This window comes from Aquamicrobium aerolatum DSM 21857 (assembly GCF_900113935.1).
Lineage (GTDB): Bacteria > Pseudomonadota > Alphaproteobacteria > Rhizobiales > Rhizobiaceae > Aerobium > Aerobium aerolatum.
In genome coordinates, this window is sequence record NZ_FORF01000001.1 from 98,598 (window position 1) to 113,286 (window position 14,689).

General features: G+C 61.8%; 16 protein-coding genes, 1 tRNA gene and 1 riboswitch. Of the genes, 5 read left to right on the forward strand and 12 right to left on the reverse strand.

The window, feature by feature from the left end; translation table 11 throughout:
- The first annotated feature begins 134 nt into the window (after positions 1-134).
- Positions 135-2,192: a glycosyltransferase family 2 protein gene (locus BMZ42_RS00455; protein WP_091517446.1), complete on the forward strand. Its 2,058-nt coding sequence runs from the start codon at positions 135-137 to the stop codon at positions 2,190-2,192.
- On the opposite strand, the gene ppk2 is transcribed toward BMZ42_RS00455, so the two are convergent.
- Positions 2,129-3,013: a polyphosphate kinase 2 gene (gene ppk2, locus BMZ42_RS00460; RefSeq protein WP_091517448.1), complete on the reverse strand. Its 885-nt coding sequence runs from the start codon at positions 3,011-3,013 to the stop codon at positions 2,129-2,131. The genes BMZ42_RS00455 and ppk2 overlap by 64 nt on opposite strands.
- 144 nt (positions 3,014-3,157) lie before the next feature.
- Between ppk2 and apaG the strand changes: the two genes are divergently transcribed.
- A complete protein-coding gene (gene apaG, locus BMZ42_RS00465; RefSeq protein ID WP_091517450.1) occupies positions 3,158-3,550 on the forward strand; it encodes a Co2+/Mg2+ efflux protein ApaG in 393 nt (130 codons plus the stop codon).
- Between the two features lie 9 nt (positions 3,551-3,559).
- On the opposite strand, the gene BMZ42_RS18365 is transcribed toward apaG, so the two are convergent.
- From BMZ42_RS18365 to BMZ42_RS00490, 7 genes are all read right to left on the reverse strand, one after another.
- The gene (locus BMZ42_RS18365) at positions 3,560-3,691 is read right to left on the reverse strand and encodes a hypothetical protein (RefSeq protein WP_280139821.1); all 132 of its coding nucleotides are present in this window, start codon (positions 3,689-3,691) and stop codon (positions 3,560-3,562) included.
- A gap of 83 nt (positions 3,692-3,774) precedes the next feature.
- Positions 3,775-4,035 carry a hypothetical protein gene (locus BMZ42_RS00470; RefSeq protein WP_091517452.1) on the reverse strand — a complete coding sequence of 87 codons (261 nt, stop codon included), beginning with the start codon at positions 4,033-4,035 and terminating at the stop codon, positions 3,775-3,777.
- Between the two features lie 120 nt (positions 4,036-4,155).
- The gene (locus tag BMZ42_RS17890; protein WP_175556583.1) at positions 4,156-4,317 is read right to left on the reverse strand and encodes a hypothetical protein; all 162 of its coding nucleotides are present in this window, start codon (positions 4,315-4,317) and stop codon (positions 4,156-4,158) included.
- 112 nt (positions 4,318-4,429) lie between these two features.
- The gene (locus BMZ42_RS00475; protein WP_091517454.1) at positions 4,430-4,780 is read right to left on the reverse strand and encodes an MliC family protein; all 351 of its coding nucleotides are present in this window, start codon (positions 4,778-4,780) and stop codon (positions 4,430-4,432) included.
- A 68-nt stretch (positions 4,781-4,848) separates the two neighbouring features.
- Complete coding sequence (locus BMZ42_RS00480; RefSeq protein ID WP_091517456.1) at positions 4,849-5,841, reverse strand: Hsp33 family molecular chaperone; 993 nt, start codon at positions 5,839-5,841, stop codon at positions 4,849-4,851.
- A gap of 122 nt (positions 5,842-5,963) precedes the next feature.
- Positions 5,964-6,884 (reverse strand): ornithine carbamoyltransferase, encoded by a 921-nt coding sequence (gene argF / locus BMZ42_RS00485; RefSeq protein ID WP_420492432.1) that lies wholly within the window; start codon positions 6,882-6,884, stop codon positions 5,964-5,966.
- Positions 6,878-8,071: an aspartate aminotransferase family protein gene (locus tag BMZ42_RS00490; protein ID WP_091517460.1), complete on the reverse strand. Its 1,194-nt coding sequence runs from the start codon at positions 8,069-8,071 to the stop codon at positions 6,878-6,880. Before BMZ42_RS00490 ends, argF begins: the two co-directional genes overlap by 7 nt.
- A gap of 383 nt (positions 8,072-8,454) precedes the next feature.
- On the opposite strand from BMZ42_RS00490, the gene BMZ42_RS00495 reads away from it, so the two are divergent.
- Complete coding sequence (locus BMZ42_RS00495) at positions 8,455-8,970, forward strand: GcrA family cell cycle regulator (RefSeq protein WP_091517462.1); 516 nt, start codon at positions 8,455-8,457, stop codon at positions 8,968-8,970.
- Between the two features lie 188 nt (positions 8,971-9,158).
- Here the strand turns inward: BMZ42_RS00495 and phoU are convergent, their stop codons facing one another.
- From phoU to BMZ42_RS00510, 3 genes are all read right to left on the reverse strand, one after another.
- Positions 9,159-9,884, reverse strand: a complete 726-nt coding sequence (gene phoU / locus BMZ42_RS00500) for a phosphate signaling complex protein PhoU (protein WP_091517464.1) — start codon at positions 9,882-9,884, stop codon at positions 9,159-9,161.
- Positions 9,885-9,977: 93 nt separating this feature from the next.
- Positions 9,978-11,033 (reverse strand): ATP-binding protein, encoded by a 1,056-nt coding sequence (locus BMZ42_RS00505; protein ID WP_091517465.1) that lies wholly within the window; start codon positions 11,031-11,033, stop codon positions 9,978-9,980.
- 32 nt (positions 11,034-11,065) lie between these two features.
- Positions 11,066-12,259 carry an O-succinylhomoserine sulfhydrylase gene (locus BMZ42_RS00510; protein WP_091517467.1) on the reverse strand — a complete coding sequence of 398 codons (1,194 nt, stop codon included), beginning with the start codon at positions 12,257-12,259 and terminating at the stop codon, positions 11,066-11,068.
- Between the two features lie 48 nt (positions 12,260-12,307).
- Positions 12,308-12,385, reverse strand: a riboswitch (SAM riboswitch).
- Between the two features lie 76 nt (positions 12,386-12,461).
- On the opposite strand from BMZ42_RS00510, the gene BMZ42_RS00515 reads away from it, so the two are divergent.
- A complete protein-coding gene (locus BMZ42_RS00515) occupies positions 12,462-13,553 on the forward strand; it encodes a 2'-deoxycytidine 5'-triphosphate deaminase (protein WP_091517785.1) in 1,092 nt (363 codons plus the stop codon).
- Between the two features lie 53 nt (positions 13,554-13,606).
- Positions 13,607-13,680, forward strand: a tRNA-Gly gene (locus BMZ42_RS00520).
- Between the two features lie 6 nt (positions 13,681-13,686).
- Here the strand turns inward: BMZ42_RS00520 and BMZ42_RS00525 are convergent.
- Positions 13,687-14,577: a universal stress protein gene (locus tag BMZ42_RS00525; RefSeq protein ID WP_175556584.1), complete on the reverse strand. Its 891-nt coding sequence runs from the start codon at positions 14,575-14,577 to the stop codon at positions 13,687-13,689.
- Positions 14,578-14,689 lie beyond the last annotated feature (112 nt).

Consider the following 14,689-nt stretch of genomic DNA (forward strand, 5'->3'; position numbering starts at 1 on the left):
AGACTTCAATTCGGGTGGGCTGGATAGATGAATAATCTCGTCAATTTTCGAATTGAACGTCCAGGCTTTGTTGTGTCGCGGCGGGCGTCGACCTGCCCTGCGATGAGAAACCCCGCACAGCTGATGCGGCGGCGATGGTAGCGCCGGCGCCACATCGCGAAAAATTCCCGCACGGACTGGCGGGTGTGGCGAGCGTGTGGCGCGGCGGACGGATGATGGCGCCGGCACGTCGCCCGGACCTGCGCGGATCGCGTGACATGCCGCGCAATGTGGATGCGATCCTGGCGGTCATGGTGCCATGGCAAGCCATACTCGATCGGCTCAATATCTCACGGGTGCAGGCCTATGACCTTGCCGAGCGTGCTTTGTCCAATGGCTCCAGTTTCCTGCAGGAATGGCTTGTCTCGGGTCTGAACGGCGATGTCGAGATCTATCGCGCGATTGCGGATTATCTCGGGCTGGGGTTCCTGCCGGAGATCGCGCCGGACCGGCTGGTGCTGAACGAGCGCCAGTGTCTCGATCTGCTGCGCCAGAGCGCGTCGCCACGGGTCGTGCCCTTGGCGCAGGCGGGCGGAAAGCTGCAATTTGCGCTGGTCGACGGCAATCTCGACATTTCTGCGCTGCGCGAACGCCTGACGCGCAATCCAGGGCTACGCCAGCGTCTGCATGTCGGGACACCTTCCATGTTGCGCCGGGCTCTGTTTGTGCGCTGTGAAGAGCGGCTGCTGGAAGATTCACGCCATTCGCTGTTTCGCAGCCGACCGGAATTGTCGGCGCGTCTGGTGGCGAATGGCTGGCAGGGGGCGATGGCGGCGACACTCGTGCTGGTCCTTGTCTGGGGCATGCTGGTTGCACCATGGGTGACGCTCGCTGCGCTCAATCTCATCGCTGCGCTGACGTTTTGCGCCTGTCTTCTGTTGCGGTTGTTTGCGGTCAAGGGTGCCGGGCCTCTCGATCTTGCGCCGCTGCCACCGCCCCAACGCGCGCAGATGCCGGTCTATTCGGTGCTGGTAGCGCTGCGCAAGGAGCGCGCGGTGCTGCCGCAATTGCTGGTGGCGCTCGGCCAACTGCAATGGTCGCGCACCCGGCTGGAGATCAAGCTGGTGTGCGAGTGTGACGACGTGGAAACGCTGAGCGCACTGAAGGCGATGCAGCTGCGCGGCAATATCGAGATCATCGAAGTGCCGCCATCGGAGCCGCGCACCAAGCCGAAGGCGCTGGCCTATGCGCTGGCGGCCTGCAGTGGCGAGTTTGTCACGCTCTACGATGCCGAAGACCGTCCGCACCCGCTGCAACTGGTCGAAGCCTGGCAGCGCTTCGCCATCGAAAGCGATGAGATGGCCTGCCTGCAGGCGCCGCTGGTGATCACGAACATCGCCCACAGCGGTGTCGCGCGGATGTTCGGCTTTGAATATTCCGGTCTGTTTCGCGGCCTCTTGCCCTGGCTGGCGCGCCGCAGGCTGGTGACGCCGCTGGGTGGGACATCGAACCATTTCCGGATGGCAGCACTGCGCAAGGTCGGCGGCTGGGATCCATACAATGTGACCGAAGACGCGGATCTCGGCCTGCGGCTGCGCCGCTATGGATATCGCACCGGAACGCTGTCCTATCCCACTTTCGAAGATGGGCCGGAGGATGTCGCGACATGGTTCCCGCAGCGGGTGCGCTGGTTCAAGGGCTGGCTGCAAACCTGGCTCGTGCATATGCGCGACCCGGCGGTGTTGCGGCAGGAGCTGGGGCTGGGCAACTTTCTGGTGACCCAGGTGCTTTATCTGGGCATGGTGCTGTCGGCGCTCGTGCATCCCGTGGTGCTGGGCACGGTGTTGCTGTCGGCGCTGCGACTGACGATCATCGCTCCGACTGCACTCGATATTGCGCTGCTGATCTTTGCCGCGGTGAGCGTGGCGGGCGGATATGGCGTCTTCATCTGGCTGGGCGGGGTGACGCTGGGCCGCGGCGAGCGACGCGGGTTCTGGCGCGTCGTCGCCATGACCCCCGGTTACTGGCTGCTGCTGTCAGGCGCAGCGTGGCGCTCGCTGTGGGAAATCCATCGGCGACCGCACCACTGGGCAAAGACGGCGCATCTGCCCGCCCGTCCCATCGTGGTCGTCAGCCAGGCCAGGAAACCTCAAGGGCCGCCGATGATTGCCGCGTCTTCCTCGCCGATAGCGCTTTCGTCCCGACCATCATAGGGAATCGAAAGCAACAGGCGGCGGATGACGGCAAGGCGCGCGCGACGTTTGTCATTGGCCTGCACCACGATCCACGGTGTGTCCTGCGTGTGGGTGCGTTCGAACATCTCGTCACGCGCTTTCGTGTAGTCGTCCCACTTCTCGATGCCGGCAATGTCGATTGGCGAGAATTTCCAGCTTTTCAGCGGGTCGTGGCGGCGATCATGAAATCGCCTGAGCTGGGTTTCCTGGCCGATGGCGAGCCAGACCTTGAAGAAGCGGATGCCGTCGGCGACGATGCCGCGCTCGAAATGTGGTGCTTGCTCAAGGAACAGCTCATGCTGTTGCGGGGTGCAAAAGCCCATCACCGGCTCAACCCCGGCGCGATTGTACCAGGACCGGTCGAAGGTGACGAATTCCCCCGCCGTGGGGAAGTGAGCGACATAGCGCTGGAAGTACCACTGCCCGCGTTCGGTCTCGGTCGGTTTGGGCAACGCAACGTTGCGCGCGGTGCGCGGGTTCATGTACTGGCGCATGGCTGCGATCGTGCCACCCTTGCCGGCGGCATCACGCCCCTCGAACAGGATCATTACGCGTTCGCCGGCGCTTTGCAGCCAGTATTGCAGCTTCACCAGTTCGATCTGCATGCGCTCGAGCGCCTGCTCGTAATCTTCGCGCTTCATGCGCTTGTCATAGGGGTAGCCACCAGCACTCAGGTCGCTGTCATCGATCCAGTTCGGCAATTTTGGGTCGTCGATGTCGAAGGTGCGTTTCTGGCCGTTGATTTTCAGCTTGATCGGCTTGGGTTTGGTCGAGGACTGCGATTTGCCAGCTTTTGCCATGGGTGGTTTTCCTCTGCGTGACGGCGATGCTATGTCCGTGTCTCGTGCCGGTCCAGCGCATTTTTGGCTGCTGCGGCACGCAGGTTTCTCTTGAGTTTCGACCCGGCGGGTCCATATGCAAATATGAGGAAGCGGAAAAACTGCATGTATCGAAGCACCACACGCGATGTCGACGTCGAGGTCGTCCCGTTCTATCTGGCCGACCGTTCCAGCCCGGAAGACAACCACTATGTCTGGGCCTATCAGGTGACGATCTCCAACAAGTCGCAGGAGCCGTTGCAACTGATCGAGCGCTACTGGCGTATCACCGACGCGGCAGGCAAGATCGAGGAAGTGCACGGGGCAGGGGTGGTCGGAGAAAAGCCGGAAATCGCGCCCGGCGACGCATTCCAGTACACGTCCGGCTGTCCGCTGCGAACGCCGTCCGGCTTCATGGTCGGCACCTATACGATGCAGACGAAGCTGGGCGAGCGGTTCGATGTTGCGATTCCGGCATTCTCGCTCGACATGCCCGAAGCACGCCCCTCGATCAATTGATGCGGGTGGTCAGCGTTTGGGCGCGGGCAGGCGGCGCGGTTTCGCATCGCTGTCAGCCAGCTTTGCAGGTTGCAGCAGCTGGTTTTCCTGACAGATTTTCCACAAGGCCCATGAACCCAGAGCCAGAAGAAGCAATCGCATAGCCACATCTCCAAAATTGTCTCAGACAACTTGGAAGTGCGGCGGAAAGTTCCGTGGGTGCGCGAAATGATGTTTGCTGGCGGTCAGCCCGCGTCGGCGTCTTCCGGCTCGGGAAAAAGATCGGTGTCCATCAGGGCGCGGCCGAAACGGTAGAGAATGTCGGCGGCCAGATCGCGCTGCTCGCCCAGGAGGCGGTTATAGGCCTTGCCGGCGGCGAAATTCATCCGCCGATGGGCTTCCGGGTCAAGGTCGTGAATTGCCTGCGCAATACAGATCGCGATCTCGCAAACTGCCTCTGCGGTTTCCTCTCGCAATTCAGCGCGGGTTGCGGCCATGTCCGGCATGCTGGTCCTGTCATCGCTCCTCTGGAGCCCGTCGGCATCAGCCGGTCCTTCCCACTCCAGTTGGATGCACGATTGCACGCCATCCCTTGAGGTTTGATTAAGGCTGGAGGGCGCTGGAGATCAGCGCACGAAGCGAGTGGAACATTCGTTGCCGGCCCATTGCTCGCAGGCGACGCGTTGTCCCTCAGGCCCGATGGCAAGTTCGGAATGCCTGACCAGCGACGAGAAGCCCCAGCCGAAGGCGGCGGCCATCGCAACAATGAGCAGAAATTTCGCGGTCATGATCGGTGTCCACTCCCAGTTCCCGACCCCCGCCGCAACGGGACTCTTGCGGCTAAAATCTTCATAAAATCTTGCCGCTAGCGTTAATCTGTGAGGCCTTATTGTGGCTTCGTCACGAGGCCTCGCGGCAGGATATTGCGGGGGCGTCCTCGCCGCCTTCCATCAGGTCGTACAGATCGGCGCTGTCGCCCTTGGTCCACCAGATATATTGGCCGCCGGCATAACGCGCACCGGATGCCGACACGACGTTGGACGCCACGACCGTCTTGTCCTCGAACTCCAGCAGTGCCAGCGAAATGTCGCCGGCATTGATATAGCTGACATTGATGGTGCGATCACCGCAGGCATAGCTCGCCTCGACGGTCTCGGCCTCGACGCCTTCTGGCAGCGGGATTTCAAGGCTGGCCGCTGACGCTGTGGCGGCAAGGCCGACAAGCGTCAGGGCGGTAAGCAAACAACGCATCCGTACTCTCCAGTCTACAGTCCGGCGGACTATACAGGCAGTTTGCGGACAGAATAAAGCCCGTGCTGCTATTCGACCGGGGTCAGTTCTGCCGGGTCGAAGCTGTATTTTTTCGAGCAGAACTGGCAGGAGACGTGAATCTGGCCGTCTTCGGTGCTCTCGGCGATCTCCTCGGCGGAAAAGCCCTGAAGGATGGTCTGCAGCTTTTCGCTCGAACAGCTGCATTGATCGATGACGTGGACGCCTTCATAGACGCGCACGCCGTGCTCGTGGAACAGCCGGTAGAGCAGCCGTTCCGATCCAACCGTCGGATCGAGCAGTTCGTCCGCGCCGACAGTGCCGACCAGCGCCTGAACTTCAGCCCATGCGTCATCGACAGGCAGATGGTTCGAGCCATCATCGCCGTCGCCGCCGTGAAGGTCAGGGCCGCGCATGCGCTCTGGCGCTGTGGGCAGGAACTGCGTCAGCAGGCCACCGGCGCGCCAGCCTTCAGCGACAACCCCGTCCTCGCCGCGGACCATGTGGCGGGCGACCGACAGACGCACTTCCGTCGGAATCTGTTCCGATTGACGGAAATAGGTCCGCGCGGCCTCTTCGAGCGAGGTTGAATCGAGCTGCACGATGCCCTGATAGCGCTGCATCCACTCGCCCTGATCGATGGTCAGGGCAAGGACACCAGCACCCAGAAGATCGGCAGGGGAAGCCTTGTCGGCGGCGATGGCTTCTTGCAGGCGGGTTTCATCGAAACGCGCATAAGCGCGCAGCGAGCCGGGTGTGGTGAAGTCGGCGACCAGCATGTCGACTGGACCGTCGGAGCGCGTCTGCAGGATGAACTTGCCATCGAACTTGAGCGACGTGCCAAGGAGAACGGTCAGCGCCATGGCTTCGCCGAGCAGCCGCGCGACCGGTTCGGGGTATTCATGACGCGAAAGGATGGTGTCGACGATCGGCCCGAGCTGAACGATGCGGCCGCGCGCATCAAGCGCCGACACATCGAACGGAACTACATTGTCGTCACTGGCAAAACCGAAATCGCCAAGCTCTCTTGATACATCTGCCACGGGGCCTGTCCTGTCTGTGCGCTCGCGCGCCGGGTGACACCCGGCGGCATGGAATGGCGCGCGCTATAACATCATCTTGCGGATGAGCGAAGACCGACAGATAGGAGCAGGTCTGCCGGCGTTCAAGCGCCGAAGCACCAGGCAAGGATCGCCTTCTGCGCGTGCAGACGATTTTCGGCCTCATCGAAGACCACCGAGTTCGGCCCGTCGATCACGGCATCGGTGACTTCCTCGCCACGATGGGCCGGAAGGCAGTGCATGAACAAGGCGTCGGACTTTGCATGCGACATCAGCTCTTCGTTCACCTGATAGGGCTGGAAGACGTTGTTGCCACGCGCACGGTGCTCCTGACCCATCGAGACCCAGGTGTCGGTGACCACGCAGTCGGCGTCCTTGACCGCCTCGGTGGCCGAACGCATCAAGCGCACTTCACCGCCATTGGCATTGGCCCAGTCGACATAGTGCTGCGCCGGCTCGCTGCCCTCCGGCACCGCGACATTGACGCGGAAGCCAAAACGGGCCGAAGCTTCCATCAGCGAATGAAGGACGTTGTTGCCGTCGCCGGTCCAGGTGAAGAGTTTGCCTTTCACCGGGCCACGATGTTCCTCATAGGTCATGATGTCGGCCATGATCTGACACGGATGGGTGTCGTCGGTCAGCGCGTTGATGACCGGCACGGTGGCGTGCTCGGTTAGTTCCAAGAGGCGTGCATGTTCGGTGGTGCGGATCATGATCGCATCGACATAGCGCGACAGCACCTTGGCGGTGTCGGCGATGGTTTCGGAGCGGCCAAGCTGCATTTCCGTGCCGGTGAGCATGATGGTTTCGCCGCCGAGCTGGCGCATGCCGACATCGAAGGAAACGCGCGTGCGCGTGGAGGGCTTTTCGAACACCATGGCCAGCGCCTTGCCGGCGAGCGGGCGCTGGGTTTCGGTGCCCGACTTCAGGCGCAGCTTGCGCGCGCGCGCATCATCAAGAATGCCGCGCAGATCGTGGCTGGGGATGCTCGAAAGATCGGTGAAATGCCTGAATGTGTTCACGATGCTGCTTTCTTTGCTTCGGTCAGGACCGTGGCCGCCGCATGAATGCGGGCGACCGCGTCGCGAATTTCCTCGTCGCTGACGGTCAGGGGAGGCAGCAGGCGGATGACGTTGTCACCAGCCGGAACCACCAGCAGTTTTTCGTCGCGCAGCGCAGCCGTCACCGCCGTGTTCGGCACCTTGCACTTGAGCCCGAGCAGGAGGCCGGAGCCGCGCACTTCTTCAAAGATTTCAGGGAATTCATCGACCACGGAAGCCAGAGACTGCTTGGCGATGAGCGCCTTGTCGTTGACCGCCTGCAGGAAGCCATCTTCCAGGACGACGTCGAGCACGGCGTTGCCGACGGCCATCGCCAGCGGATTGCCGCCGAAGGTGGTGCCGTGGACGCCTGCGGTCATGCCCATTGCGGCGCGTTCGGTGGCAAGGCACGCGCCCAGCGGGAAGCCGCCGCCAATGCCCTTGGCAATCGCCATGATGTCGGGCGAGACACCGGACCATTCATAGGTGAAGAGCTTGCCCGAGCGGCCAATGCCGGTCTGAACCTCATCCAGAATGAGCATCAGGTCGTGCTGGTCGCACAGGGCGCGCAGCTTCTGCATGAACGCGGCAGGGACGGGGCGGATGCCGCCTTCGCCCTGGATCGGCTCGATCAGGATGGCGGCGGTTTCAGGGCCGATGGCGTTTTCTAGCGCTGCGACGTCGCCGAACGGCACCTGGTCGAAGCCGTCGACCTTGGGGCCGAAGCCGTCGATATATTTCTGCTGCCCGCCAGCGGCGATGGTCGCAAGCGTGCGGCCATGAAACGCGCCTTCGAAGGTGATGGTGCGGAAGCGCTGCGGATTGCCCTTGGCATAGTGGTAGCGGCGCGCGGTCTTGATCGCGCATTCCAGCGCCTCGGCGCCCGAATTGGTGAAGAACACGCGGTCGGCGAAGCTGTTCTCGACGAGACGCGCACCAAGACGCTCCTGGCCGGGGATCTCGTAGAGGTTCGAAACGTGCCAGAGCTTGGCTGCCTGCTCGGTGAGGGCGGCGACCAGCTTCGGGTGGCTGTGACCAAGCGAATTGACGGCAATACCGGCGGCAAAGTCGAGGTAGCGCTCGCCGTCTTCCGTCACCAGCCAACTGCCTTCGCCACGGTCAAATGCCAGAGGTGCGCGGGCAAAGGTCTCGAAAAGTGCGGATCCGCTCATTATATACCTCTCAGACTGCCTGAACGGGGCTCGTACCCGTTTGGAAAATCAAAAAGCCGCCCAAAGGGCGGCAAAGGCGGAGATATATCGACCTTTCCGCTTTTTGTGTCAATTGAAACGTCTTTTGTGAAAGTCATGCCCCGGCGCGGCACGTGTGACAGATTGGACTCACATTCGAGCCAAGTTGGGGAAAACCATAAAATCTGATTCGTCAAACGGCTCAGACTCTTGTCATGGAGTCAGCCCGTACTGTAGTTTGGCGATAGAAAATAACTAGATTTCGTGCGGCGGATCTAATCACCCGGTAGATGTAGTATCGTTGCGGCATTTTGCCGAACGGTGAGGGATTCCGTTTACCCGCCGCCAGAGCAGGAGCTTTTCCCATGAACTGGACCGACGAACGGGTTGAGTTGCTGAAGAAGTTGTGGGCTGAAGGGCTGAGCGCCAGCCAGATTGCAACGCAGCTCGGCGGCGTAAGCCGTAACGCGGTTATCGGCAAGGTGCACCGCCTGAAGCTGTCGGCGAGGGGGCGTGCGTCAGCGGCGCAGCCAAGGACAAAGAAGGCTCCTTCAGTGTCGCCGGCCCCGGTTCAGAAGCCGGTTGCACGCCCGGTGCGTTCGGCTCCGGCCAGCGTCGGCGCGACCGCGCTTGCTGTCCAGTTCGAGGCGCAGCCGGCCGCGCGTGCGATGGTTCACATGTCGGAAAACGTGGTGTTGCCGATCTCGCGCAACCTGACGCTGATCCAGCTGACCGAACGCACCTGCAAATGGCCGAACGGCGACCCGCTGAGCGAAGAATTCAGCTTCTGTGGCAACGAGGCCGGCGAGGCCGGGCCTTACTGCGGCTATCACTCCAAGCTGGCTTATCAGCCGGCGTCCGAGCGTCGCCGCGCCCGCTAAGGCGATTGAAGGTTTCCCGGCCCGTGCGCGACAGTCGCGACGGGCCGGAAAGACCGCATCAAAGCGGTTTGGTGCGACATTTCAATTGAGCCAGATGCTGCCAATTGATCGCACATGCCGGGCGAAGCCCCGCAGTTTACAGCAGCAGTTCAATTTCCAGATTTTGCGCGACGCCGAGCCGTTGATGGCTACGCCTTGTCGCCGTCAGCAGACAGGACCACGCGGTGGCTCTTGTCTTCTTTCGGGCGTTCCGGCGGCAATTGCTCGCCGGTGACGACATAATAGACCGTTTCGGCGATATTGGTGGCGTGGTCGCCGATGCGCTCGATATTCTTGGCGCAGAACAGAAGATGCGTGCACGGTGAAATGTTGCGCGGGTCTTCCATCATGTAGGTGAGAAGTTCGCGAAACAGCGACGTGTACATGGCGTCGATCTCTTCATCGCGATCGCGCATGAAGGAGATGGCCTCGACGGAACGCGAGGCGTAGACGTCCAGCACCTGCTTGAGCTGGGTGAGCGCCAGCGTTGCCAGCGCCTCAAGGCCGCGAAACAGCTGGATCGGCTGGCGCGCATCGGAAACGGCCACGACGCGCTTGGCAATGCTCTTGCCCAGATCGCCGACGCGTTCGAGATCGGCGGCGATGCGGATCGTGCCGATGATCTCGCGCAGATCGTCCGCCATCGGCTGACGCCGGGCAATCAGGAGAATGGCGCGATCATCGATCCAGCGCTGGCCTTCATCCAGTATCGCATCGTCGGCAATGACCTTGCGCGCCAGGGCTGCGTCGGCGTTGATGAGGGCGGCAACGGATTGCTCGACCATGCGCTCGGCATGGCCGCCCATGGATGCGATGCGATTGCCAAGAGAGGCCAGTTCCTCGTCGTAGGCACGGACGATATGCTTGGAAGTCATCAACGATACAGGCCCTGCGAGATTCTACGGTCTACTGGTCATAGGCTAGCCTGATGACAGGAAAAAGAAAGCGTGCGACGGGATTGTGACACCTTATTGCGCAGGCAGGTGAATGGTGAAGCTTGCGCCCTCGCCAAGTTTGGATTTCACGCTGAGCCGACCGTCATGGCGGGTGAGGATGTGCTTGACGATGGCCAGCCCAAGCCCGGTGCCGTTCTTGACCCGGCTCGTCTCTCCGTCGATGCGATAGAAGCGCTCGGTGATACGCGGAATGTGCTCCTCGGCGATCCCTGGCCCATAGTCGCGGATGGTGACGACGACTTCCGGGGCAGGACCGTCGCTGGACTGGCCGATGGTGACGTCGACGCGCTCGCCGGACTGGCCATATTTGCAGGCGTTTTCGAGGAGGTTGACGAGAACCTGGGTCAGTTCATCCCGGTTGGCGGGGGCGAGCACTTTTTCCTGTGGCGGTACGAAGTTGACGGTGACGCCTAGATCCCGTGCCAGATGGCTGAGGGATTCCACGACACTGGCGACGATCTCGCCAATGTCGATCTTCTCGCCCGTGCGCGCGAACGGCTTCATCTCGATACGTGACAGCGACAGAAGGTCGTCGATCAGGCGCGCCATGCGCGATGTCTGCGTCTGCATGATCTGCAGGAAGCTGTCGCGGGCCTTCTCGTCGTTGCGCGCGGGGCCGCGCAAGGTTTCGATGAAACCGGAAATCGAGGCGAGCGGCGTGCGCAATTCGTGGCTGGCATTGGCGATGAAATCGGCGCGCATCCGGTCGATGCGGCGCGTTTCGCTCTGATCCTTGAAGTGGATCATCAGAAGGTTGGTGCCTTCCAGCGGCAGGACGGCGACCCTGAAGGCGCGCTCCAGCGGCACGCGCTCGACATATTCGAGCGCACCGGGGCGCATCTCCCGCAGCGCGGTCTCGATGATCTTCTGCATCTCGGGCGTGCGGAATTTGTGGGTCAGCATCGTGCCCGCCGGGATGTGCCCGAAGGCGCTGATTGCCGCGGGATTGGCATAGCGCGTGGTGCCGCGCCGGTCGAAGATGATGATGGGATCAGGCACCGCCGCAGCAAGCTGTTGCGCCGAAAGCGTTTCGATCTGTTGGGCGTTGGCGCCCTGATCCCGTGTCATGCCGGTCTCCGGATAGCGAGGCGGGGGAATGCTCAGGCCAATTTGGCCAGAGCGCGGTCAAAATCCTCGATCAGGTCGTCGCCATCTTCAAGGCCGACGGACAGACGCAACGTGCCGTCGAGGATGCCGACTTCGGCGCGCGCCTCCGCCGTCATGTTCTTGTGCGTCGTGGTCGCCGGGTGGGTGATGAGGCTCTTGGCGTCGCCCAGATTGTTGGAGATCTTGACGATCTGCAGGCCGTTCAGCAACGAAAATGCACCGGCCTTGCCGCCCTTGACGTTAAAGCAGATCAGCGACGAGCCACCCGTCATCTGACGCGCGATGATGTCTGCCTGCGGATGATCCTTGCGTCCCGGATAGAGCACCTTTTCGATCGCGGGATGCGATGCAAGATGGTCGGCAAGACGGCCGGCGTTCTCGGTCTGCTGGCGCACCCGCACGGGGAGCGTTTCAAGACCTTTCAGCAACGTCCATGCATTGAACGGGGACAGCGACGGGCCGGTGTGGCGGAAGTAATCCTGAAAATGCTCCTCGATCCACTTGCGGTCCGAAAGGACGACGCCGCCCAGACAGCGACCCTGACCGTCAATGTGCTTGGTGGCCGAGTAGACGACGACATGCGCGCCCAATTCCAGCGGTTTCTGCTGCAGCGGCGTGGCGAACACGTTGTCGACGACGAGGCGCGCATTTGCCTGATTGGCAAGCCTGGCCACGGCGGCAATGTCGATGACTTCAAGGGTCGGGTTGGTCGGGCTTTCGAGGAAGAAGATCTTGGTGTTGGGACGCACGGCGCGCTCCCACTCGCCAAGGTCCGTGCCGTTGACCAGGGTCGTCTCGATGCCATAGCGCGGCATCAGGGTTTCGATGATCCAGCGGCAGGAACCGAACAGCGCGCGCGCGGCAACAACATGGTCGCCAGCGCTGACGCTGCACAGCAAGGCAGCAGCCACTGCCGCCATGCCCGACGCGGTGGCGCGCGCCTCTTCGGCACCTTCCAGCTCGCACATGCGACGCTCGAACATGTCGTTGGTGGGGTTGGCATAGCGCGAGTAGACAAAGCCCGGCTCGTCGCCCTTGAAACGTGCTTCAGCGGCTTCGGCGGATTCATAGACAAAGCCCTGCGTCATGTAGATGGCTTCGGATGTCTCGCCGAATTGCGAACGCAGCGTTCCGCCGTGCACCAGACTTGTGGCCGGCTTCCAGTTATTCCTGTTGTCGCTTGTCATTGTCTCGGGTTCCAAACACAAAAAAACCGGCCGCAAGAAGTCGCGCGCCAGTTTCCTCATCGGTCCCTTTTAGCGACTTGTTTAACGTGGCTGCAAGCCGACCGGCAAATCACCACGGGATAACGGTGCCTTACGCCTTCCCATGGCTTGCGTCAATTCATCACGTCATTAAACCTCATCCTAATGAAAAGGACTTTTGCACGTGCGTACAACAGGTATTCTACCGGATCGTGACATCGCGGCATTGTTTGACGCGGGCGCGCTGAAAAGCGCCGGGCCTCTCGACGTGGACCAGATCCAGCCGGCGAGCCTCGACCTGCGCCTTGGCACCAAGGCCTATCGCGTGCGCGCCAGCTTCCTGCCCGGACCCAACAGCACGGTGGCCGACAAGCTGGAACGGCTCAAGCTGCACGAGATCGACCTGTCCGGCGGGGCGGTGCTGGAAACCGGATGCGTCTACATCGTGCCGCTGCAGGAATCGCTGACCTTGCCGGCCGGCGTGTCGGCTTCGGCCAATCCGAAAAGCTCGACCGGGCGGCTCGACATTTTCACTCGCGTCATGGCCGACCGCACGCAAGAGTTCGACAAGATCCCTGCCGGCTATGACGGGCCGCTGTTCATCGAAGTCAGCCCGCGCACCTTCCCGATTGTCGTGCGCGCCGGATCGCGGCTGTCGCAGATACGGTTCCGCATGGGGCATGCGCTGCTGTCGGAGATCGAATTGCAGGGCTTGCATGCCCGCGAAACGCTGGTCGCGTCGGATGAGCCCAACATTTCAGGCGACGGCATCGCGCTGTCGATCGATCTGGTCGGCGACCGCGAGGGGCTGATCGGCTATCGCGGCAAGCATCACACGGCGGTCATCGACGTCGATGTGCGCGGGGCGCAGGATTTGCACGATTTCTGGGAGCCGCTTTATTCGCGCGGCAAACAGGAACTGATCCTCGACCCGGACGAGTTCTACATTCTGGTGTCGCGCGAAGCGGTGCATGTGCCGCCGGATCATGCCGCCGAGATGACGCCGTTCGATCCGCTGGTCGGCGAATTTCGCGTCCACTATGCCGGGTTCTTCGATCCCGGTTTCGGCAACACCGAAGCCGGCGGCACGGGCAGCCGCGCGGTGCTGGAAGTGCGCAGCCACGAAGTGCCGTTCATCCTCGAACATGGCCAGATCGTCGGGCGGCTGGTGTATGAGCACATGCTGTCACGCCCGGACCGGCTCTATGGCTCCGACCTGAAATCGAACTATCAGGCGCAGGGCCTGAAGCTTTCGAAACATTTCCGCAGCCCATGATGCATGATGCCGCTTGACAGACCTGCCCGCGCTGGATGATTAATCGCGCGGTTGCGGGTGTAGCTCAATGGTAGAGCAGAAGCTTCCCAAGCTTACGACGAGGGTTCGATTCCCTTCACCCGCTCCAGATCGCCTAAGCTGATGCTGTGGCGGATACCGCAAGAACATCGCATCCCGAACCAGCCAGAACCTTTCGCGCGACGCTGCCAAGCAGATGCTGGGCGACGGCGTTGTTGCCTTGGGTGCCGAGGGCAACCAGATCGGTTCCTGAGCGGCGCGAGGCCGTCAGCAGGGCAGAGGATGGATCGCCACGAGCGATCCTGATTTTCGTTGCCGATGGAAGTCGCCCTTTATCGCCGAACAGATCAACGATCTGCTTGCGCGCGGCCTTCGCCCTGGCCTGACGATAACGCTCGATTTCCGCCTGGCTGGTGCCGGTATTTCTCATTGCCTGCTCGAAGGCCAGCGGGATTTCCATCGCGTGGATGAGTTCGCGCGATGCGGCGGGAACAAGGTTTGAAGCGGCAGTTACAGCTGCTTTGGCATGGTCTGAAAAATCAACGCCGATTGCCACATGGCGATAGGCGTTGATGTTGAAATCGCGAACGACGAGCACCGGGCAGGGCGAGCGCCGGACCAGGCGGTCGGCGGTGGAGCCGAAAAATTTCTCGCGCGCGTTCCGGGCAACGCCTGCCCCCATGATGATGACATCGGCGTTGTACGAAACGGCAAGATCCTCGATGACTGCAAAGGGTTTGCCGGTCGCGACATGGAGCATCGCCGGGATTTTCGTGCCACTGAGTGTTTCGGAGAGACGCTGGCGGTTCTCGTCGGTGATGCGCACCGTCAGCGCATCCAGTTCGAGACTGGAGGGCATCCAGGTTTCGGCCGTGTCGATACCTTCCAGCACGTGCACGCCGATGAGCTGAGCGTTGTGTTCATTGGCGAGCTGCACTGCACGCCCGGCAATGTGCTGGCAGTCCTGCTCGAACGCCAGTGCCACGATTATGGTTTTTATCGCCATGGCATGTCCTTTCCGCAATGCGGGCTCCGGTCGCTGCGGCATGATCGGGAGCCCGAAAACTAAACCTGAGCCCTTGTACCCTGCCATCGGGGAAAAATCAGGCCCGCCTGCA

Coding starts and splice junctions, on each gene's coding strand:
- apaG (WP_091517450.1), top strand. CDS start 3,158: ATGTATCGAAGCACCACACGCGATGTCGACGTCGAGGTCGTCCCGTTC.
- ppk2 (WP_091517448.1), bottom strand. CDS start 3,013: ATGGCAAAAGCTGGCAAATCGCAGTCCTCGACCAAACCCAAGCCGATC.
- BMZ42_RS00505 (WP_091517465.1), bottom strand. CDS start 11,033: ATGACACGGGATCAGGGCGCCAACGCCCAACAGATCGAAACGCTTTCG.
- BMZ42_RS00495 (WP_091517462.1), top strand. CDS start 8,455: ATGAACTGGACCGACGAACGGGTTGAGTTGCTGAAGAAGTTGTGGGCT.
- phoU (WP_091517464.1), bottom strand. CDS start 9,884: ATGACTTCCAAGCATATCGTCCGTGCCTACGACGAGGAACTGGCCTCT.
- BMZ42_RS00455 (WP_091517446.1), top strand. CDS start 135: ATGGTAGCGCCGGCGCCACATCGCGAAAAATTCCCGCACGGACTGGCG.
- BMZ42_RS00510 (WP_091517467.1), bottom strand. CDS start 12,259: ATGACAAGCGACAACAGGAATAACTGGAAGCCGGCCACAAGTCTGGTG.
- BMZ42_RS00525 (WP_175556584.1), bottom strand. CDS start 14,577: ATGGCGATAAAAACCATAATCGTGGCACTGGCGTTCGAGCAGGACTGC.
- BMZ42_RS00490 (WP_091517460.1), bottom strand. CDS start 8,071: ATGAGCGGATCCGCACTTTTCGAGACCTTTGCCCGCGCACCTCTGGCA.
- BMZ42_RS18365 (WP_280139821.1), bottom strand. CDS start 3,691: ATGCGATTGCTTCTTCTGGCTCTGGGTTCATGGGCCTTGTGGAAAATC.
- BMZ42_RS17890 (WP_175556583.1), bottom strand. CDS start 4,317: ATGACCGCGAAATTTCTGCTCATTGTTGCGATGGCCGCCGCCTTCGGC.
- BMZ42_RS00470 (WP_091517452.1), bottom strand. CDS start 4,035: ATGCCGGACATGGCCGCAACCCGCGCTGAATTGCGAGAGGAAACCGCA.
- BMZ42_RS00475 (WP_091517454.1), bottom strand. CDS start 4,780: ATGCGTTGTTTGCTTACCGCCCTGACGCTTGTCGGCCTTGCCGCCACA.